Here is a 20,533-nt window from a genome sequence, read left to right on the forward strand (position 1 = left end):
CTCAAGCGGCTGCATCGAACCGCGTGCGCCGCCGTGTCACCGGCCGGGGAAGGCGGCACATGCGAAGCGGCACGAAAGGAGAACAGCGTGATGGCGGCCACAGGCCTGGCCGCGCTGTCTGCAGGCGCTTATGCGTTGCGGCTCATGCGTTGCGGCTTGCGCTCGGCGACGGTGCGCAGCGAAGGCGCGCAGCGCAGCATCTCGATGGCCGCATCGACCATGCGTTCGGCATGGGCGTCGAAGTCGGCGCTGTCGGGTGTGAAAAGACTGATATTGATCAGACCGTCGATCTGCGCCTGCATCATGATGCTGGCCAGTTCGGTGTCGAGATCGGCGGGAAGCTGCGACCTGGCCAACGCATTGTCGAGGATGCGGCGCAGGTCGCTGCGGCCTTTCAGGAACACATCCTGCTGGCGCTCGATGATGGGTCCGGCCGCTTCCACGAACTCGCATTTGTGAAACACGATGCCCAGCACCTTGCGCGAATGCGGATTGTGGCGCACGTCGTTGAGCACGAACAGGATGGTCTTGCGCAACTGCCCCAGCGGATCGGCTTCCCGGTCGTCCAGGCCGGCGGCTGCCATTTCCTCCATCGGCAGCCGCACCCGCTCGCACATCGCGTCGAACAGGTCGCCCTTGTTCTTGAAATGCCAGTAGATCGCGCCGCGAGTGACGTTGGCTGCCTGCGCCACGTCCGCAAGCGAGGTGCGCGACACGCCATTGGCATGGAACACTTCCTCGGCCGCATCGAGGATGCGGTTACGGGTTTCTAGGGCTTCTTCCTTGGTTGATCTGGCCATGATGGTCCGGTGGGGGACGCACCGTTGATGAATTTCCATTGCAGGAAAAAAAACTTCATCGGCACGCCATACATACATTCATGAATGTATATATACTAGCAGACTTTGACGGCAATATTGACGGTTTTCGTTACTACGTACTGTTGACCGCACCGTTACCCCAATTCCTTATCCATTGTTTCCGATGACAACCCACCGTGTGCCAGCGCGGTCTTTTTGTGTGAGATTTCCATGACAGCTTTCCAACGTTCTTCCTGGGCAGCCGCCTCCCTGGCGCTGCTGGCGCTGGGCGCCTGCGGCGACAAGAAGGCCGATGCCCAGGCCCAGCAGGCAGCCATGCCGCCGCCCGAGGTGTCGGTCGTCACCGTCGCCCCCGAGCGCATCGCCATCACCAATGAATTGCCGGGCCGGCTGGAAGCCACCCGCACCGCGCAAGTGCGCGCCCGGGTGCCCGGCATCGTGCAGAAGCGCCTGTTCACCGAGGGCAGCGATGTGAAGGCCGGCGATGTGCTGTTTCGCATCGACCCGGCCTCGCTGCAGGCTTCGCTGGCCAATGCCCAGGCGGCGCGCTCCCGTGTGGAAGCCAACCTGGCGCAGGCCAACCTGAAGGTGCAGCGTTACCGGCCGCTGGTGGAAACCAATGCGATCAGCCGTCAGGAATACGACGACGCGCTGGCCGCGCAGAAGCAGGCCCAGGCCGACCTGGAAGCGGCCCGCGCCACCCAGCAGACCGCCAGCCTCAATCTCGGTTACGCCACCGTCACCGCGCCGATTTCCGGGCGCATCGGCCGCGCACAGGTCACCGAAGGCGCGCTGGTTGGCCAGGGCGAAGCCACGCCGCTGGCCACCGTTCAGCAGCTCGACCCGATCTACGTCAACCTGACCCAGTCTTCCAGCGAGCTGATGCGGCTGCGCCAGGCGCTGGCCGCCGGCAAGCTGAAAACCGTCGGCAAGGATGAAGCCAGCGTGTCGCTGGTGATGGAGGACGGCACGCCCTACCCGCGCACCGGCAAGCTGCTGTTCTCCGACCTGGCGGTGGACCAGAGCTCGGGCGCCATCACGCTGCGCGCCATCGTGCCCAATCCGGAACGCTTCCTGCTGCCCGGCATGTATGTGCGGGCGCGGCTGGAGCAGGCGGTGGCCGAGTCGGCCATCACGGTGCCGCAGCAGGCGGTCCAGCGCGACAACAACGGCGCCTCCGTGATGACCATCGCCGCCGACGGCAAGGTTGCGCCGCGCCCGATCAAGACCGGCAGCGTGCAGGGCGACAAGTGGATCGTCACCGAAGGCCTGAAGGAAGGCGATGTCGTCATCGTCGAAGGCCTGCAGAAGGTCAAGCCCGGCGCGCCGGCCAAGGGCGTGCCCTGGAAGCCGGCCGGCGCGGCCGGCACCCCGGTTGCCGCTGCCGGCGCTGCCCCAGCCGCTCCGGCAGCCGCAGCCAACCAGAAATAAGGAAGCCGCCACATGGCCAAGTTTTTTATTGACCGCCCGGTCTTTGCCTGGGTGATCGCGCTGTTCATCATGCTGGCAGGTCTCCTGTCGATGCGCACGCTGCCGATCTCCCAGTACCCGACGATCGCGCCGCCGCAGATCGTCATTACCGCCACCTATCCCGGCGCATCGGCCGCGACGCTGGACGAAAGCGTCACCAGCCTGATCGAGCAGGAGCTCAACGGCGCCGACGGCCTGCAGTACATCGAGTCGCAGAGCCAGTCCAACGGCCAGACCCAGGTCACCGCCACCTTCCTGCCCGGCACCAATCCTGACCTGGCGGCGGTGGACGTGCAGAACCGCATGAAGCGGGTCGAGCCGCGCCTGCCGGAGTCGGTGAAGCAGCAGGGCGTGCAGGTAACCAAGTCGCGCGCCAACTTCCTGCTCTTCACCACCCTCGCCTCCACCGACGGCCGGCTCGACCCGATCGCGCTGGGCGACTACCTCTCGCGCAATGTACTGAATGAAATCCGGCGCGTGCCGGGCGTGGGCCAGGCCCAGCTGTTCGGCACCGAGCGCGCGATGCGCATCTGGATCGACCCGGCCAAGCTGGTCGGCTACAAGCTGAGCACCGCCGACGTCTCCAACGCGATCCGCGCCCAGAACGCGCAGGTGGCGTCCGGCACGCTGGGCGACCTGCCCGCGCCGAACCGGCAGCAGATCGCCGCGCAGGTGGTGGTCAGCGGCCAGCTGACCTCGCCCGAGCAGTTCGGCGAGATCGTGCTGCGCGCCAATCCGGACGGCTCCACCGTGCGCCTGCGCGACGTCGCCACCATTGAGATCGGCGGCCAGGCCTATGCCACCGCCGCCCGCCTGGACGGCAAGCCCACCGCCGCCATCGGCGTGCAGCTGTCGCCAACGGCCAATGCGCTGCAGACCGCTGACCTGGTCAAGGCCAAGATGGCCGAGCTGTCGAAGTTCTTCCCCCAGGGCGTGAAGTACGAGATCCCCTACGACACCTCCACCTTCGTCAAGATCTCGATCGAGGAGGTGGTCAAGACCCTGGTCGAGGCGGTGATCCTGGTGTTCCTGGTGATGTACCTGTTCCTGCAGAACTTCCGCTACACCCTGATTCCCACCATCGTGGTGCCGGTGGCGCTCCTGGGCACCTTCGCCACCATGGCCGCCTTCGGCTATTCCATCAACGTGCTGACCATGTTCGGCATGGTGCTGGCCATCGGCATCCTGGTCGACGACGCCATCGTGGTGGTGGAGAACGTCGAGCGCATCATGAGCGAGGAAGGCCTGTCGCCGCGCGACGCCACCCGCAAGGCCATGAGCCAGATCACCGGCGCCATCATCGGCATCACGCTGGTGCTGGTGGCGGTGTTCATTCCGATGGCCTTCTTCGGCGGCGCTGTCGGCGCGATCTATCGCCAGTTCACGGTGTCCATGGTGTCGTCGATGATGTTCTCGGCGCTCCTGGCGCTGACGCTCACGCCGGCGCTGTGCGCGACGATCCTCAAGCCAGTGGAGAAAGGCCATCATGTCGAGAAGCGCGGCTTCTTCGGCTGGTTCAACCGCGGCTTCGGCCGCACCGCCACTCGCTACCAGGGCTTCGTCGGCCGCATGCTGACCAAGGCCGGCCGCTACATGCTGGTGTATGGCGCGATCCTGCTGTGCGTGGGCCTGCTGTATGCGCGCCTGCCAACCTCCTTCCTGCCGGCCGAAGACCAGGGCTATGCGGTGACCAACATCCAGCTGCCGCCGGGCGCCTCCGCCGCCCGCACCGAGCAGGTGATCGAGCAGGTCGAGAACTACTACATGAAGCAGAAGGACCTGGCCCATATCGTCGCGGTGCGCGGCTTCTCGTTCTCCGGCAGCGGCCAGAATGCGGGTCTTGCCTTCACGCCGCTGAAGCACTGGGACGAGCGCAAGGGCGAGGAACATTCGGTCAATGCCTTCGTCGGCCGCGCCTTCGGCGCGCTGTCGCAGATCAAGGACGCGATCATCTTCCCGGTCAATCCGCCGCCGATTCCCGAGCTGGGCAATGCGACCGGCTTCACCTTCCGCCTGCAGGACCGCGCCGGCCTCGGCCATGACGCGCTGCTGGCAGCGCGCAACCAGCTGCTGGGCATGGCCGCGCAGAGCAAGGTGCTGGCCGGCGTGCGTCCGGAAGGACTGGAAGACACGCCGCAGCTGCGGGTCAATGTCGACCGCGACAAGGCCAATGCGCTGGGCGTGTCGTTCGCCGACATCAACGCCACGCTGACCACCGCCTTCGGCTCGTCCTACATCAACGACTTCCCGAATGCGGGCCGCCTGCAGCGGGTGATCGTCCAGGCCGATGCCGAGGACCGTTTGCAGCCGGAAGACATCGGCCAGCTGTACGCAAAGAACAGCGCCGGCGACATGGTGCCGTTCTCGGCGTTCTCCAGCACTTCCTGGAACACCGGCCCGGTGCAGCTGAACCGCTACAACGGCTATCCGGCGATGAAGCTGGCCGGCAATGCCGCGCCTGGCCGCAGCACCGGCGACGCACTGGCCGAGATGGAGCGCCTGGCCTCGCAGCTGCCGACCGGCTTCGGCTATGAATGGACTGGCCAGTCGCTGGAGGAAAAGACCTCCGGCTCGCAGGCGCCGGCGCTGTTTGCGCTGTCGCTGCTGGCGGTGTTCCTGGTGCTGGCCGCGCTGTATGAGAGCACCAGCATTCCGCTGGCGGTGATCCTGGTGGTGCCGCTGGGCCTCCTGGGCGCGCTGCTGGGCGCCACCATGCGCGACATGCCCAACGACGTGTACTTCAAGGTGGGCCTGATCGCCATCATCGGCCTGTCGGCCAAGAACGCGATCCTGATCATCGAGTTCGCCAAGGACCTGCAGGCGGAAGGCATGAGCCTGATCGACGCCACGCTGGAAGCGGTGCACCTGCGCTTCCGCCCCATCATCATGACCTCGCTCGCTTTCATCCTGGGCGTGCTGCCGCTGGTGATTGCAAGCGGCGCCGGCTCGGCCAGCCAGCGCGCGATCGGCACCGGCGTGATGGGCGGCATGATCACCGCCACCGTGCTGGCGGTCTTCCTGGTGCCGGTGTTCTTCGTGGTGGTGCGCAGCCTGTTCAAGGGCAGCAAGCGCCAGCGCGAGTTCTACGCCTCCCACCGCATCCATACCCATGAGGAACAACTATGATCCCGTCCCCTGCCCGCCTGGCTGTCACAGCCATCGCCGCGGCGGTGCTGGCCGGCTGCTCGCTGACGCCGGAACTGGTGCGGCCGCAGGCGCCGGTGGCGCCGGCCTTTCCGCCGCATGCCGCGGCAGCGCCTGGCCTGACGCCAGCGCGCGCCGCCGTCGACATCGGCTGGCGTGAATTCTTCACCGATGCGCGCCTGCAGTCGCTGATTGCGTCGGCGCTGGAAAACAACCGCGACCTGCGCACCGCCGCGCTGCGCATCGAGGAAGCACGCGCCCAGTACAACGTGCAGTCGGCCGACCTGCTGCCCAACCTGAACGGCGTCGGCAGCGGCACCCGCACCCGCACGCCGGCCAATGTGTCGCCGGTGGGCCGCGCGATCAACACCACGGTGTACCAGGTCGGCCTGAGCCTGGCGTCGTTCGAGCTGGACTTCTTCGGCCGCGTGCGCAGCCTGAACGAAGCCGCGCTCGCTGCCTATCTCGCCACCGAGGAAGCCCAGCGCGCCGCGCAGATCAGCCTGGTGGCCGAAACCGCCAAGGCTTATCTCAGCGAGCTTGGCGCCGGAGAGCAGCTGGTGCTGGCGCAGCGCACCCTGCAGTCGCGCGAGGAAGGCTACAAGCTGGCCAAGCAGCGCTTCGACGTCGGCGCCTCGTCCGCGCTGGATCTGCGGCTGCAGGAAACCCTGGTGCAGTCGGCGCGGGTATCGGTGCTGACGCTGCAGCGCCAGCAGGCGCAGGCCCGCAATGCGCTGACGCTGCTGGTTGGCGCGCCGCTGCAGAATCTGCCGGCCGGCGCCGACCTGTCGTCGCAGAACGTGATCACCGCGATCCCCGCCGGCCTGCCGTCGGACCTGCTAACCAACCGGCCCGACATCCGTGCCGCCGAGTCGCGCCTGGTGGCGGCCAATGCCAATATCGGCGCGGCCCGCGCCGCCTTCTTCCCGCGCATCTCGCTGACCGCCGCGCTCGGCACGGCCAGCACCGCGCTGTCGGGCCTGTTCGACTCGGGCACGATGTCGTGGTCGTTCGCGCCGCAATTGACGCTGCCGATCTTCGATGCCGGCCGCAACCGCGGCAATCTGGACCTGGCCGTAGTGCGTCGCGACCTTGCCGTCACCGACTACGAGCGCACGATACAGGGCGCGTTCCGCGAAGCGGCCGACGCGCTGGTCGCCCGTGGCACGCTGGAGGAGCAGGTGGAAGCCCAGCGCCTGGTGCGCGAAGCCCAGGCCGACCGCCTGAAGCTGGCCGACCAGCGCTTCCGGGCCGGCGTATCGAGTTCGCTGGACGTGCTGGACGCGCAGCGCGAGCTTTTCACCGCGGAGCAGAACCTGGTGCAGACCAGGCTGCTGCGTCTGACCAATGCGGTGGATGTGTATCGCACGCTGGGGGGTGGGTTGAAGGTGGAATGACGCCTTGCCGGCTTAGGCTGGCAACGATTCATGCAGCGCGCACCTGGCCTGGCCGGTGCGCGCTTTTTTTTGGGCTGGATGAGCGGGCGGCTGTGGCTGCCGATTCATGCATGGCTACTCTGCATGCTGGATAGACCACGCGAGCATTCGAACAGGATAGGTTGAAGGTCTCTGCAGGGTTGCCAGTCAAACCAGCCTGCAGCAATCAGGGACAGGCGCGGATGCGGTGCTCGCTGCGTTTTGCGCCGCAGAGGAATGACCGCCTGTGCCCTGCTGCTGCAACGACGGCGCCGGTATCTGCGCGTACGGCAAGCCCGGCGCATACGCGGAACTGGACGGATAGGAGTAGCTGGCTGCATGCCAGTCCAACGTCCCATGCAACCTATGCCAACGCGCCGTGTTTTGCCTGGCCCGCTCCGCCTCGGCTTCCCGGGCGCATGCATTCAGTGCAGCATGCACGTCGACGATGGTGTTCTCATAGTGCTCTGTGCTTTTGGAGACGAGAATCAGGTACCGGGACAGCAGCTGTCCCACTTCTGCGGGCAGAGCAACCGGCAGGGATGGCTGTGCAAACCTCTCACCGTCCTGCATTGAAAGAGAAGCCAGCGTGCGATTTCTCTGCTGGAGGTCATCGAGCCGCCCACCCAACAGGTAAGGTATTGTGGGTTCGATGAACTGGTCCAGGTTGTTATTCATAAGACTCAGATGTATCAGCACAGGATTGCACTGGAATCCGTCGACTATGTGCTCGACCGTTCGGGAGCGACGAAACTTGTCCGTCATGCCGATCTTGTTGCTGGTCAGGTGAAGTGCGGTCAGGGTGCTGTTTTGCTTCAGCAAATCGCTTATCGTTTCCGCAATGCCGTAGTCAATCTGATTGCCGCTGAGATTCAGGGTAAGCAACGCCTTGTTGGTCTTCAAGGCAAGCAATATTTCCTGCGCGCCGCCCGTACCCAAGGAATTGCAGAACAGGTTCAGTGCGGTCAACGTGCTGTTGGTGCTCAAGGCGTGCCCAAGCATAACGCCACTTGCGCCGTCGAGGTCGCAACTCGATAGATCAAGTTCGGTCAGGCTCGTGTTGGCCGCCAGCATGCTGGAAAGGGTTGCTACGGCTTCTTCGCCAAGGTGGTTGTAGTCTAGGTCAAGGGAAGTGAGCCGGATGCCGGACTGCAATGCGTCACACAATTTCCCGAGGTTTGCCGCGGAAAGCTTCACGCCAGCCAGACTGAGCCTGGTAAGGCAGGCCGTGGTTCGAAGCGCATCGATGACCACGCCGAGTTCCGCATCGTTCCACCGTCCCAGCTTGAAGCTTGCTGTGCCGATATCACCGTGCTCGAACAGATGGGCCAATGCCTTCGGCTCGCCGTTGCGCATGCACCAGATTCCAAGATTCACGACGTCCGCCAGATCGTCCGGCACCTTGCCCTGCTCGATGAAGTCCTGGAATACCTGATGGCCGATGTTGTCGGGACAGCCTGGGCACGGTTTGGACAATTCAAAAGCCGGACCGCTTCCTTCAGCAGTCGTTTTTGGGCCATCGTTGAGTACAGCGATGTAGCCGGGGCCATCCTGACGATGACTACGTGAGCGCGAAAAAGCAGGCTGCATGAAATATTCTCCTTGAGACGAGCGGGATAAAGGCGATGGGAATGGCGGTGACGGGGTGTGATTGCGCTTTCGTTCGCGCCGTGGCAGCGGCATCGTCCGGGTAGTACTTGCGCGATCAGCGAAAGACAGCCGTGGGTAACCATTGTCCGAATCGTGTTCCGCCGGTCCTGGAAGGCATCTGCGGCCCGGGCAAATGCTTGCTGATCGCAGTCTGGTGGCGTTGGCGTGTCAACAGATCCCCTGGGAAAGCGGGTTGTCCGCTCGTGACACTCCGGAAAGCAGGTGTTTCATTGCCACTCTGCCTTTGATCGTGATCCCCCATTCGTGCCAACAGCCGGGATATGCCCGAACCTCTCCACCACAAACAGCAGTTACCATCCTGACTTCCTCAGGCAAGGAGATATCTTGGATTCCGCTACATCACCAGGTACGGCAGCCAGGCTGGAGAACGATTTCTTAGGCCATCCCAAAGGCCTGTTCGTGCTGTTCTTCACCGAAATGTGGGAGTGGTTTTCCTACTACGGCATGCGGGCGCTGCTGGTGCTCTACATGACCAAGCACCTGCTTGCGCAAATCGAACAGGGCGCGGAAGTGATGGGCTTTGCCGCGCTCAGGTCAGGCATCGAAGCCCTGTTCGGCCCGCTCAGCAATCAGGCATTGTCGAGCCAGATCTATGGCCTCTATACCGGGCTGGTGTACCTGACGCCGGTGTTCGGCGGCCTGCTTGCCGATCAGTACATCGGGCAAAAGAAATCGATCTATTACGGCGCGCTGCTGATGGGCATCGGCCACTTCCTGATGGCCAGCGAACGGTTCTTCCTGCTGGCCCTGCTGTTCCTGATCGTGGGCAACGGCTTCTTCAAGCCCAATATCTCCACCCAGGTCGGCTATCTCTATGCCCCGGGCGACACGCGGCGCGACCGTGCCTACATGATCTTCTACATGGGCGTGAACCTGGGCGCCTTCCTCGCACCGCTGGTCTGCGGCACCCTGGGCCAGAAGGTGGGATGGCATTGGGGTTTCGGCGCGGCCGGCGTCGGCATGTGCATCGGTCTAGCGGTGTACCACTTAGGCCAGCATCGGCTGCCGCCCGCCAGCCAGCCGGCGCGTCCGCATCGCAGCCATGCCGGTCCAACGAAGCCGGAACGGCTCACTGCCGAGGAATGGCAGCGCGTGGTTGCGCTCATCGCGGTGTGCACCGTGACCGTGATTTTCTGGGGCATCTATGAACAGCAGGGCAATACGCTGCAACTGCTGGCGGACCGGCAGGCCGACTGGCATGTCCTTGGGTGGGAAATGCCGTCGAGCTGGTTTCAGTCCTTCAATCCCCTGCTGATCTTTGTGCTGACGCCCTTCCTGAACCGCTTCTGGGGCTGGCAATCGCGCCGCGCCAGCGAACCCGGCAGCATCGTCAAGATGGGCATGGGTTGCCTGATCATGGGGCTGGGCTTCGTCCTGCTGCTGGCCCTGATGCATGGCCTGCCCGCCGGCCGCAAGCTGCACTGGCTATGGCTTCTTGCCTGCGTGTTCTTCTTCACGGTCGGTGAAATCTATCTGTCCCCGATCGGGCTGTCCTTCGTCAGCAAGATCGCGCCGCGCAGGATCATCGCGATGATGATGGGCATCTGGCTGCTCTCCAGCTTCTTCGGCAACTACATGGCCGGGTACCTCGGCAGCTATTACGAGCGCATCGGCAGCGAGCGCTTCTTCGGGCTGATGATTGCGCTCTCGCTTGCGGCAAGCATCATCCTGATGCTGCTGGCAAGGGGCTTGCGACGCACCGTGCAGGGCATGTAGCACGGGCGCGGCCACCGTCTATTGCGCCTCGCCCTCGCTGCCCTGCCTTGCCGCCTGCCGCGCCTCCCACCGCGCCAGGTTCTCCCGGTACTGCTGCAGCTCCTGCTGGTAGAGATCGAAGATGCAGGGATCGCAGCCGCTGCGGCAGCATTCATCGTCGCCCGGCTGCTCGGGCGGCAGCGGGCGGGGGTCGTGAGAGATACGGGTAGCCATCGTCGTCATCCAAGCAGGGGCGCCAGCAGCCATACCGTGCGAGCGGTGGCGCCGCGGTGCTGCAGCGCGTATTCGCGGGCGCGCATGCCCATGGCCTTGCGCGCGTCGCCATCGGTCAGCAGCGCGGCCGCCTGCTGCAGCATGGCGGCGGCGCTGTCGACGCGGATCGCCGCGCCGTCGGTGATGGCGTCCTCGCTGACGGCGCTGAAGTTGAAGGTATGCGGGCCGATCAGCACCGGCGTGCCGACCGCGCAGGCTTCGATCAGGTTCTGCCCGCCCAGCGGCGCCAGGCTGCCGCCGATGAAGGCCAGGTCGGCGGCAACGTAATAGGCAAACATCTCGCCCATCGAGTCGCCCAGCACCACGCGCACCTCGGGCGGCACCTCGTATCCCAGGGAGGAACGGCGCCGGTAGGCCAGGCCGCGCGCCTCGATCTCGCGCGCCACGTCGTCGAAACGCTGCGGATGGCGCGGCACGATCACCAGCAGCGCTTCGCCCAGCGGCGTCTCCGTCTGGACCAGCGCATCCAGGATCATCGTCTCCTCGCCTTCCCGCGTGCTGGCGCACAGCAGCACCGGGCGCTTGCCGAAGCGGCCATGCATGGCCGCGCCCGCATCCAGCATGGCCGGCGTCGGGCTGACGTCGAACTTGATGTTGCCGGTGACTTCCACGCTGTTGGCGCCGGCCTGGCGCAGGCGCTGGGCATCGGCCTCGGTCTGGGCGGCGATGCAGGCAATGCCCTGCGCGGCCTTCTGCAGCAGGCCGCCGAAGCGGCCGGCGCGCGCCAGCGAACGGGCCGACAGCCGCGCATTGACCAGCGCCACCGGCACGTGGCGCACGTTGCACTGGGCGATCAGATTGGGCCAGACCTCGGTCTCCATCAGGATGCACAGGCGCGGCGCGAAATGCTTCAGGAAGCGCTTGACCATCCAGCCGGTGTCGTACGGCAGGTAGACCTGGTGGAAGCGGTCGCCATAGTGGCCATACAGCTCGCGCCCGGTGGCGCGGCCGGTCGGCGTCATATGGGTCATCAGCAGGCTGCGGTCGGGATAGACATCCAGCAGCGCGGCAATCAGCGGCTCGGCGGCGCGGGTTTCGCCGACCGATACCGCATGCAGCCAGATCAGCTGATTGCCCGGCGCCGGCGCGGCATCCTTGTAGAAGCCCAGCCGCTCGCCGATATGCCGGCGATAGCCCGGCTCCCTGCGGCCGCGCCACCACAGGCGCATCAATACCAGTGGCAGGCCAACCCACCACAACAACGAATAAAGCAGACGCATCAGATCAGTGTGCGGCCGGTCAGCCGCGTCAGGATGGCAAGGGGACTGGATGCCGGATCGTACTGGGCATCCGCGGGAAGATGAAAGGTCTGCTCCAGCATGTACTGGCCGGACATGACCGCATGCGAAGTCTGGTCGGAAAAGCAGACCCAGACCGCGCCCGGCGCGAACGGCATCGTGACCTGGCGCGCATCGCGCTGGTAATTCAGGTCCGACTTCATTGCATCATGCAGTTGCAGCATCAGGTGGTCGTATTCGCTGCGCAGCGACTTGGTCACATGCAGCGCGCGGAGCAGGCGCGCCTGCACCGGCGAATACTTTTTCATGCGCGGCAGGAAGTGCCGGGCAACGTCCTCGAACGGCTCGCCCACGCGCCAGACGCGTGGCTGGCCTTCGGGGTTGACGTTGGTGAACACGCGCAGGATGCGCTCGCCGTAATTGGGCCGCGACGGAAAGGCATCGACATGCAGCCGGCGGTCGTCGGCGCGCCACGACTGCGCCCGCGTCTCGACCTGCGACGGGCGAAAGCTCGTGGGCGCACTGCGCAGCTTGCCGGTATAGGCCGGCAGCAGCTGGGCCACCAGGGTCTGGGCCTGCTGGCGAAAGCGGCCGACCATGCGCGCCAGGCCAGCCTGGCCGGCAGCGTCCAGCACCGTGCCTTTCAGGCCGCCGTTGGCGTCCAGGCTGATGTTGCGCACCTTGGGGTCGCGCACGTCCGGCGTCAGATAGGCTTCCTCGCCCGGCTGCAATGCAAACGGCAGCCGCGGAAAGTGCAGCACCTTGCCGGCTTCCAGCGCGGCGATCCATTCGGGGTTGGCTGGTTCGGAGCCGGCGTCCCAGTCGCGCCGGTCGAGATCAATGATTTGCTGTTCCATCAGCCGTATTATGCCGTGTCGGGTCGGTATCAGGCTAACGAATGGCCTGGCGTTCCAGTACAGACAGCGCCGCCGCTTCCACTTGCGCCACGTCGGGCGGCATGCCCTGGTCGCCGAGATTGATGATGCGCGGCGACCAGTTGCCCTCGGTCTTCCAGCGCGGCGAATCGCAATACAGCTCCACCGTGGGCCGGCAGAAGGCCGCGGCGATATGGGTCAGGCCGGTGTCGACGCCCACCGCCAGCGTCGCGCGCTGGGCCAGTGTGACCGCCTCCATCAGCGGCAGCGCCGGCAGCACCCGCGCGCCGGGAATGCCGGCCGCAATTTGCTGCGCCGCCTCGTGTTCCGCGGCGCTCCCCCATGGCAGCAGCACGGCCAGTCCCTGCGCGGCAAGGCGATTGCCGAGCGCGATCCAGTTCTGCTGCGGCCACTGCTTGGCTGCGCGCGCGGTGCCGTGGAAGAACACCGCATAAGGCTCCGGCGGCAGCCAGTCCGGCTGCAGCGTCGGCGGCTGCAGATTGAAGTCAGCCGGCCCGCTGACCTGGTAGCCCAGCGCACCGGCCGCCACCTCGCGCGCGCGCTGCACCGCATGGGTACGCCTGCCCACCGCGATGCTGTTCGTATGAAAGACGCGGGACACCGCCTCGTAGCCAGAACCTTCGGTGGCGTTGGCCAGGCCGATGCGGCGTCCGCCCGGCGCCAGCCGCGCCATGCGCATCAACAGGCCGGTCTTGAACAGGCCCTGGGTGTCGAACACCAGGTCATAGTCGGTAGCGCGCAGCGCCGTGCGAAAGGCGCGGATCTCGGCGCGCGTGGCGGCCGAGGCCAGGCTCTTGCGCCAGCGCCGCAATGCCACCGGGATCACGTTGCGCACGCCGTCGTTCAGGCGCACCAGGCTGGCATACGCCTCCTCCACCACCCAGTCGATCTGCGCATCGGGCGCATGGCGGCGCAGGTCGGCCACCATGGGCATGTTATGCACCACGTCGCCCAGCGAAGAAACCCGCACGATCAATATCTTCATGCCGGCTCCGCGCCGGACTGCCGGATGCATCGACGCGTCAGTAAGGCAGCGCGGCGTCCGGCTTGGCAGCCTGGATCACCCGCTTGAACTCCGACTGGATGCGCGCGAGCGCCGCATCGTTCTCCGCCTCGAAGCGCATCACCACCACCGGCGTGGTGTTGGACGAGCGCGCCAGGCCGAAGCCGTCCGGATATTCGACGCGCAGGCCATCGATGGTGATGACCTGGTCGGCGCCGGGGAACTGCGCTTCCTTCTGCAGCTTCTCGATCAGCGCGAAGTTCTCGCCTTCATTGAGCTTCAGCTGCAACTCGGGCGTGCTGGTGGACTGCGGCAGCGCGTTGAGCACCGCCGACGGATCGCTCTCGCGGCTCATCAGTTCCAGCAGGCGCGCGCCGGCATACATGCCGTCGTCGAAGCCATACCAGCGGTCCTTGAAGAAAATGTGGCCGCTCATCTCGCCGCCCAGCGGCGCGCCGGTCTCGCGCATCTTGGCCTTGACCAGCGAATGGCCGGTCTTCCACATCAGCGGCTCGCCGCCGTTCTGCGTGACCCAGCTTGCCAGGTGGCGGGTGCACTTGACGTCATAGAGAATCTTTTCGCCGGGATTGCGGGACAGCACATCCTTGGCAAACAGCATCAGCTGGCGGTCGGGGAAGATCACCTGGCCATCCTTGGTGACCACGCCCAGGCGGTCGCCGTCGCCGTCGAAGGCCAGGCCCAGCTCGGCGTCGGAGGTCTTCAGCGCATGGATCAGGTCTTCCAGGTTTTCCAGGTGCGCCGGGTCCGGATGGTGATTCGGGAAGTTGCCGTCAACCTCGCAGAAAAGCTCGGTGACTTCGCAGCCCAGGCCACGGTACAGGTCGCCCGCGAAGGCGCCGGCCACGCCGTTGCCGGCATCGATGACGATCTTCATCGGCCGCGCCAGCTTGATGTCGCCGATGATGCGCTGCAGGTAGTCGTTGCGGATGTCCAGCTGCCGGTAGCTGCCCTGCCCGCTCGCGTAGCCATTGCTGTCTATGGTGCGGTACAGCGCGGTGATGGCGTCGCCGTAGATTGCCTCGCCCGACAGCACCATCTTGAAGCCGTTGTAGTCCGGCGGATTGTGGCTGCCGGTCACCATGATGCCGGAGCGCGCCTCCAGCGTGCTGGTGGCGAAGTAGACCATGGGCGTGGCCACCACGCCGATGTCGATCACGTCCACGCCGGCGGCCTGCAGGCCTTCGGCCAGCGCCGCGGCCAGCCCCGGGCCGGACAAGCGGCCGTCGCGGCCGATGACAACCGTGGTTTCACCCTTGGCCCGCACAGCGGTGCCAAAGGCCTGGCCGATGCGGCGCGCCACGGATTCGTCCAGCGTCTTGCCGATGATGCCGCGGATGTCGTAGGCCTTGAAAATGGAGGGAGAGAGATTGAGCATGGTTGTCTTGTCGTTTCGTTGTCTCGGTTGGCAAAAGCGCCGGCATTCCGCCGGCGCCGCTCTGTTCAGGAGCAATGGCAATCGGCACGGGGCCATTGCGCAATGCTCATTTCACGGCATGAATGCGTGCCGTCTCCGGCCTGGTGCGCGCGGTGCGCGCGGTCCAGATAAAATCCTCGATCCCGCATTGCGGCGCGTATTCCGACACCGCTTCAAGCAGCAGCGCGCGCACGGTCTCCACGTCGAAGCGGTTGCAGGCCTCGTTGAGACGGTCCAGGATGCGCTGCAGCGCCGGCCATGCCAGCTCCGCCTCCTGCGCTCGCATGATCAGCGGATGCCCGGTGCCCTGGGCATTGGCGCCGATCAGCAGCTCCTCATACAGCTTTTCGCCGGGACGCAAGCCGATCTGCCGGATCTCTATCGTGCCTTCCGGCGTGGCATCGCTTTTGACCTCGTAGCCGCTCAAGTGGATCATGCGCTTGGCAAGGTCGATGATTTTAACTGGTTCGCCCATATCCAGAACAAACACGTCGCCGCCCTCGCCCATCGCGCCGGCCTGCAGCACCAGCTGCGCAGCTTCCGAAATGGTCATGAAGTAGCGGGTGATTTCAGGATGGGTCACGGTGATCGGGCCGCCGGCCATGATCTGGCTATGGAATAGCGGCACCACCGAACCCGAGGAACCAAGCACGTTGCCAAACCGTACCATGCAGAAGCGGGTATGTTTTTGCTCGCGGGCAAAGGCTTGCAGGATCAGTTCCGCCATGCGCTTGGTGCAGCCCATCACATTGGTCGGCCGCACCGCCTTGTCGGTGGAAATCAGCACGAAACGGCCGACCCGGGCGTCGACCGCGGCGCGCGCAATGGCCAGCGTGCCGAATACATTGTTGCGTATGCCCTCGACCGGGTTGTGCTCCACCAGCGGCACATGCTTGTAGGCCGCAGCGTGGTAGATGGTATCGACGTCGAAGGTCTGCAGCATGCGGGTGCATTTCTGCTGGTCCAGCACAGAGCCCAGGAAAGGAATCAGTTCCAGTTCGATGCCCAGCGACTGGCGCATGCCCTGCAGTTCCTGCTCGATGCTGTAGAGATTGAATTCCGCGCTTTCCAGCAGCAGCATGCGGCTGGGTTTCAGGCGCACGATCTGCCGGCACAGTTCGGAGCCGATGGAGCCGCCCGCGCCCGTCACCAGCACCGACTTGCCGGTGATGCAGGAGGACAGCAGGCCCATGTCCGGCGCGACGGGGTCGCGCCCCAGCAGATCCTCGATCTCGATGTCGCGCACATCCTGCAGGCGCAGCTGGCCGGACAGCAGGCTGCCCACCGGCGGCGTGATCTTGACCTTGACCTTCAGCGGTTCCAGCCGGTTCAGGATGGTCTTCTGCTGGGCGCGGCTCAGGCTGGGCATGGCCACCAGGATTTCCTTGATGGCGCGCCGGGTGATCAGCCGCTCCAGATTGTCCGAACCATGGACCCGGATGCCGGCGATGGTGGCGCCCTGCAGGTCGCGGTTGTCGTCGATGAAGGCCACCGGGGTGTAGTCAGGCACCATGCGCAAGGCGCTGGCCAGCTGCACGCCGGCATTGCCGGCGCCGTAGATGGCTACCCGGGTGCCGTCCAGCGGACCCATCGCCCGGATGAAGTAGCCGCGCGCAATGAAGCGTCCGGCCACCATGTACAGGATGGCGCTGACCCAGTAGATGCCGAATACGCCGCGCGACAAGCCTTCCAGGCGCGTGACGATGGCCGACATCGTGACCAGGACCACCAGCGACAGCGACACGCCCAGCACAACCACATAGACGATTTTCGGATCGATGAAGCGGATCATGGCCCGGTACAGGCCAATGCGGATGAAGACCGGGATGGAGACCAGCGGCGCGGCCAGCATCAACCAGGCATATTGCTTGATGAGCAACAGGTCGACATGGTCGTAGCGCAGCCAGATGGCGAAGAAGAGCGTGAGCGGCAGCATGACGGCATCGATGCTGGCTGCCAGGAGCTGTTTCTTGAAACGGGATAATTCGAGAATGGCTCTCATCGACGCCGGTTTTTGTGCAATAAAAACAGCATTTTAACCGGCGATGCCGCTTTGCAGCATTTCAACGTTGGCCGGTCTTCGAATTAATTGATCGACCGCAGCCTTTGTTAAAGAATTTGAAAAATCGTGAGAACAGCAATTTTTCATTCCTTAAAAACATATTTACTTGAATATCCAATGCTTCCCAGCAAGAAATCCAATGATGGCAATCACAGGCAGGGATAGGATCTTTCCAGTCAGCGGGCTCCCCAGCAAGGACGCTGCAAGCGACACCATGCCCAGTGCAATCCCGTAATTGAAGGCCACCACAACCAGGTATTTTCCGAACGACGAGGTACGTGCGGCAGAGGTAAAGGTGAACTTTGCATGAAACAGATAATTCACCACCAGTGAAACGAAAAAGCCGGTTGATGTGGCAACCACCAGGCTGGCGCCGTAGACCAGCAGCGCCTGGAAGAGGCCGACATCGATCGCCGCGCTCAGCGCACCGCCAGCCAGGTAAATGAGAAACCGCTGATCAAGCACCACGCGAGCGCCTCCTTGCAAAACGGGCGCTGCGATGCACGGCCCGTGACGGCACGGACGCAATGTCATAGGAGAAGAAGGCAAGAATCAGCTGGATGCCCATGATGACCGGCAGCGCCGACAGCATCACGGTGCCGGCCGGCGTGGCAACGCCCGCCTCGCTCGATCCAGCCCAGCGCAGCCCGCCGTAGATCAGGCCGAACAGCAGCGAGACCACGCCCAGCGGCAGTTCAAGCGAGGCCAGCGACATGTCGCGCAGATAGTAGTTGTAGAAAATCCGCTTGCCGAAATTGCGGATGTGCTTGCCCATGAATTCCCCGACGATCTTGGAAATCTTCAGGTTGCTCACCTCGTCGCCGTAGGTGGCATCCATCGGCACGTCCTGCACCACGGCACGCAGGGTATTCAGACGAAACAGGATGTCGGTCTCGAAGAAATAGCGCTTGCTGATCTTTGCATAGGGCAACTGCCCGGCGATATTGGCGTGGATCGCGGTATAGCCATTGGTGGGATCGAAGATATCCCAGTAGCCGGATGACAGCTTGGTCATCAGCGACAGCAGCGCATTGCCGAACATCCGCACCGGCGGCATGTTGCCGATCTCGTCAAGATTGAAGAAGCGGTTGCCCTTGGTGTAGTCCGCCTCGCCATCCAGGATGGGCTGAACGAAGGACGAGATCAGGTTCGGGTCCATCTGGCCGTCGCCGTCGATCTTGACGATCACTTCGGCGCCATCGGCCACTGCCGCCCGGTAACCCGTCATCACCGCGCCGCCGACGCCCTGGTTGACCTCATGCCGCAGCACGACTACCCGGTTATCGCGGCACTGTGCCGTCACCAGGTCGCCGCTGCCGTCAGGGCATTTGTCGTCGACGACATAAATAGCCGAAATTTCCGGGCCGATGGAGTCAATGACGCCGAGAATATGGCGGGTTACCTTGTAGCTTGGAATGACAACTGCAATGCGGCGTGCAGGCATTTCCTGCTCCTGGGGGAATTCACAAACCTCCGGCCTGGAATCGGTAAAAAACGAAGTTGTATTGTTGATCATGATGAGTGCTGCGTATCCAGTGCATTCACCGAGGCAAATGCGCTGACACGCCCTTTCCTGCGTTCAATGCAAGATGCTGAACCGGCTACTTTACGCCGCGAGCGACACCACGGAACAGGTCACCGAAGCCGGTTAACTGCCTTGAATATCCCGGACTGGCCGGGCAGCACAAGATAGCATCCATGGACAAGCCGCCTTTTGCTTGTCTGCAAAGGCTTGCCCAATTGTCCAGCTTGAATCAAGCCAGCCTGCTAATGCGTGACGCCCTCGCGACGCACTACTTTGAGGAAGGTAAGAACGAGGATATTGAGATCGAACAGCAAGGATTGCCGTTGCAGGTATTCGACATCGAGTTTCACCTTGTCCGGAATCGCCAGTTCATCCCGGCCATTGATCTGCGCCCAGCCGGTCAGTCCGGGCAGCAACGCGTCCACGTGGTAGCGGGTGCGCAGTTCGATCAGGTCATACTGGTTGAACAGCGCCGGCCGCGGCCCGACGAAGCTCATGTCGCCTTTCAGGATGCTCCACAGCTGCGGCAATTCATCCAGGCTGGTTTTGCGCAGGAAGGAACCGATGGGGGTCAGGAACTGGTCCGGGTTGCCGAGCAGGTGGGTGGCGACTGCTGGGGTGTCCGTGCGCATGGTGCGAAACTTGGGCATGCGGAAGATGGCGTTTTTGCGACCGACGCGGTCGGACCAGTAAAGGGCTGGACCGGGGGAAGTGAATTTGACGGCACATGCAACGAACAGGCACGGCAGCAGCAAAACCAGGGTCAGAAAGCAGCCAAGCAACAGATCGAACAGACGTTTCATGCGCGCCCAGACAGAAAGTGTTCAACGGTACGGCGAATGCCTGCCTCCATTGTGACGGGCGGCCGCCATGCCAGTTCGGCTCTGGCCGGCCTTGCATCGACAACAAGTGGGTCGGTAAGCCGCTGCATCATGGCCGTTTTCCCGATCAGACCGGCGCCGGTCTTCAGCAGCCAGACAGGAACAGGCAACAACCGCGCCGGCTTGTGCATCGCAGCAGCAATCATTCTCACCAGTTCGGGCAAGGAAACGTCGTGCTGGTCGGAAATCATCCATGTTTTTCCTGCGGCGCCCGGATGCAGCAGACACACGATTAAAAAATCCACCAGATTATCGATGCCGACCAGGCTTCGGGAACTGGCGACGGCGCCCAGAGGCAAGGGAAGGCCCAGTTGCACGATCTTCATCAGTTGAAGAAAATTTGCGCGCACGCCGGGTCCATAGACCAGCGGCGGCCGCACGATCACCATCTCCATGGACGATCGCCGCATGGCGCGCAACTGCTGCTCTGCTTCCCACTTCGAAAGACCATATGCGTCAGCGGGCGCGGGGACATCGCCGGCGGAAAACGGCTTTCCGACCGACGTCTCGCCATTGACCTTGACTGAACTGACGAACACAAAGCGCCGCACGCCTGCGGCCTCGGCCTGCCGCGCAAGATTGATCGTGCCGTCCACATTCACGCTGCGATACAGGGCCATGGAATCGGATGCGGTATCGTTCATTTGGTGAACGCGTGCCGCAACGTGCAGCACGGTGTCGCAACCGGACAGCGCATCGCGCCAGTCGGTACCAGCGCCAATATCACCAACGACGCGGTGGGATGCATTCCGGCCGGTCCTGACCGCAGGCACATGATCCATGCCCCGACTTTTCATTTCACTACATACAGCCGATCCGACGAACCCACCAGCGCCGGTCACAAGCGTCTTTATCACATTTGGTCCAAAAATAGCCGAGTGCCGGTATTGTAATGAAAACTGTTCGGCTCACGCGGTTCAAGGATCTTAACCCACCTATAATGACCGCCCAATTCGATTCACCGGATCATGCACCAGCATAAG

Annotated in this window: 16 protein-coding genes; 4 read left to right on the forward strand and 12 right to left on the reverse strand. The window is 63.9% G+C overall.

Annotation, left to right across the window (positions count from 1 at the left end):
- Positions 1-128 precede the first annotated feature (128 nt).
- On the reverse strand, positions 129-800 hold the full coding sequence (locus ABC383_RS09740) for a TetR family transcriptional regulator (protein WP_413013516.1): 672 nt from the start codon (positions 798-800) through the stop codon (positions 129-131).
- A gap of 231 nt (positions 801-1,031) precedes the next feature.
- On the opposite strand from ABC383_RS09740, the gene ABC383_RS09745 reads away from it, so the two are divergent.
- Genes ABC383_RS09745 through ABC383_RS09755 form a run of 3 tightly spaced genes read left to right on the forward strand, consistent with a single transcriptional unit; the run spans position 1,032 to position 6,832 of the window.
- Entirely contained in the window at positions 1,032-2,252 is a 1,221-nt protein-coding gene (locus ABC383_RS09745) for an efflux RND transporter periplasmic adaptor subunit (RefSeq protein ID WP_413013518.1), read from the forward strand.
- A gap of 12 nt (positions 2,253-2,264) precedes the next feature.
- Positions 2,265-5,417, forward strand: a complete 3,153-nt coding sequence (locus ABC383_RS09750) for an efflux RND transporter permease subunit (RefSeq protein WP_413013520.1) — start codon at positions 2,265-2,267, stop codon at positions 5,415-5,417.
- On the forward strand, positions 5,414-6,832 hold the full coding sequence (locus tag ABC383_RS09755; RefSeq protein ID WP_413013522.1) for an efflux transporter outer membrane subunit: 1,419 nt from the start codon (positions 5,414-5,416) through the stop codon (positions 6,830-6,832). Before ABC383_RS09750 ends, ABC383_RS09755 begins: the two co-directional genes overlap by 4 nt.
- A 186-nt stretch (positions 6,833-7,018) precedes the next feature.
- Here ABC383_RS09755 and ABC383_RS09760 read toward each other — a convergent pair whose 3' ends face one another.
- Positions 7,019-8,440: a leucine-rich repeat domain-containing protein gene (locus ABC383_RS09760; protein ID WP_413013524.1), complete on the reverse strand. Its 1,422-nt coding sequence runs from the start codon at positions 8,438-8,440 to the stop codon at positions 7,019-7,021.
- A 405-nt stretch (positions 8,441-8,845) separates the two neighbouring features.
- Between ABC383_RS09760 and ABC383_RS09765 the strand changes: the two genes are divergently transcribed.
- Positions 8,846-10,237, forward strand: coding sequence for a peptide MFS transporter (locus ABC383_RS09765; RefSeq protein WP_413013526.1), 1,392 nt, complete (start codon positions 8,846-8,848; stop codon positions 10,235-10,237).
- Between the two features lie 18 nt (positions 10,238-10,255).
- Here ABC383_RS09765 and ABC383_RS09770 read toward each other — a convergent pair whose 3' ends face one another.
- The 10 genes from ABC383_RS09770 to ABC383_RS09815 all read right to left on the reverse strand — a co-directional run bounded on the left by ABC383_RS09770 (position 10,256) and on the right by ABC383_RS09815 (position 20,407).
- A complete protein-coding gene (locus ABC383_RS09770; protein ID WP_413013529.1) occupies positions 10,256-10,450 on the reverse strand; it encodes an oxidoreductase-like domain-containing protein in 195 nt (64 codons plus the stop codon).
- 5 nt (positions 10,451-10,455) lie between these two features.
- Positions 10,456-11,730 (reverse strand): lipid IV(A) 3-deoxy-D-manno-octulosonic acid transferase, encoded by a 1,275-nt coding sequence (gene waaA / locus ABC383_RS09775; protein WP_413013531.1) that lies wholly within the window; start codon positions 11,728-11,730, stop codon positions 10,456-10,458.
- Complete coding sequence (gene kdoO, locus ABC383_RS09780; RefSeq protein WP_413013533.1) at positions 11,730-12,605, reverse strand: Kdo hydroxylase KdoO; 876 nt, start codon at positions 12,603-12,605, stop codon at positions 11,730-11,732. Before kdoO ends, waaA begins: the two co-directional genes overlap by 1 nt.
- A 34-nt stretch (positions 12,606-12,639) precedes the next feature.
- Positions 12,640-13,629, reverse strand: coding sequence for a lipopolysaccharide heptosyltransferase I (gene waaC / locus ABC383_RS09785; RefSeq protein ID WP_413013535.1), 990 nt, complete (start codon positions 13,627-13,629; stop codon positions 12,640-12,642).
- Positions 13,630-13,666: 37 nt separating this feature from the next.
- Positions 13,667-15,043 (reverse strand): phosphomannomutase/phosphoglucomutase, encoded by a 1,377-nt coding sequence (locus tag ABC383_RS09790; RefSeq protein WP_413013537.1) that lies wholly within the window; start codon positions 15,041-15,043, stop codon positions 13,667-13,669.
- 106 nt (positions 15,044-15,149) lie between these two features.
- Positions 15,150-17,084: a polysaccharide biosynthesis protein gene (locus ABC383_RS09795; RefSeq protein WP_413013538.1), complete on the reverse strand. Its 1,935-nt coding sequence runs from the start codon at positions 17,082-17,084 to the stop codon at positions 15,150-15,152.
- Between the two features lie 162 nt (positions 17,085-17,246).
- Positions 17,247-17,612, reverse strand: a complete 366-nt coding sequence (locus tag ABC383_RS09800; RefSeq protein WP_413013540.1) for a GtrA family protein — start codon at positions 17,610-17,612, stop codon at positions 17,247-17,249.
- Positions 17,602-18,588, reverse strand: a complete 987-nt coding sequence (locus ABC383_RS09805; protein WP_413013542.1) for a glycosyltransferase family 2 protein — start codon at positions 18,586-18,588, stop codon at positions 17,602-17,604. The genes ABC383_RS09800 and ABC383_RS09805 overlap by 11 nt, the downstream gene beginning before the upstream one ends.
- A gap of 323 nt (positions 18,589-18,911) precedes the next feature.
- The gene (locus tag ABC383_RS09810; RefSeq protein WP_413013544.1) at positions 18,912-19,472 is read right to left on the reverse strand and encodes a sugar transferase; all 561 of its coding nucleotides are present in this window, start codon (positions 19,470-19,472) and stop codon (positions 18,912-18,914) included.
- A complete protein-coding gene (locus ABC383_RS09815; RefSeq protein ID WP_413013546.1) occupies positions 19,469-20,407 on the reverse strand; it encodes a UDP-glucose 4-epimerase family protein in 939 nt (312 codons plus the stop codon). The genes ABC383_RS09810 and ABC383_RS09815 overlap by 4 nt, the downstream gene beginning before the upstream one ends.
- Positions 20,408-20,533 lie beyond the last annotated feature (126 nt).

The organism is Noviherbaspirillum phoenicis, from assembly GCF_047237965.1.
GTDB lineage: Bacteria > Pseudomonadota > Gammaproteobacteria > Burkholderiales > Burkholderiaceae_D > Noviherbaspirillum_A.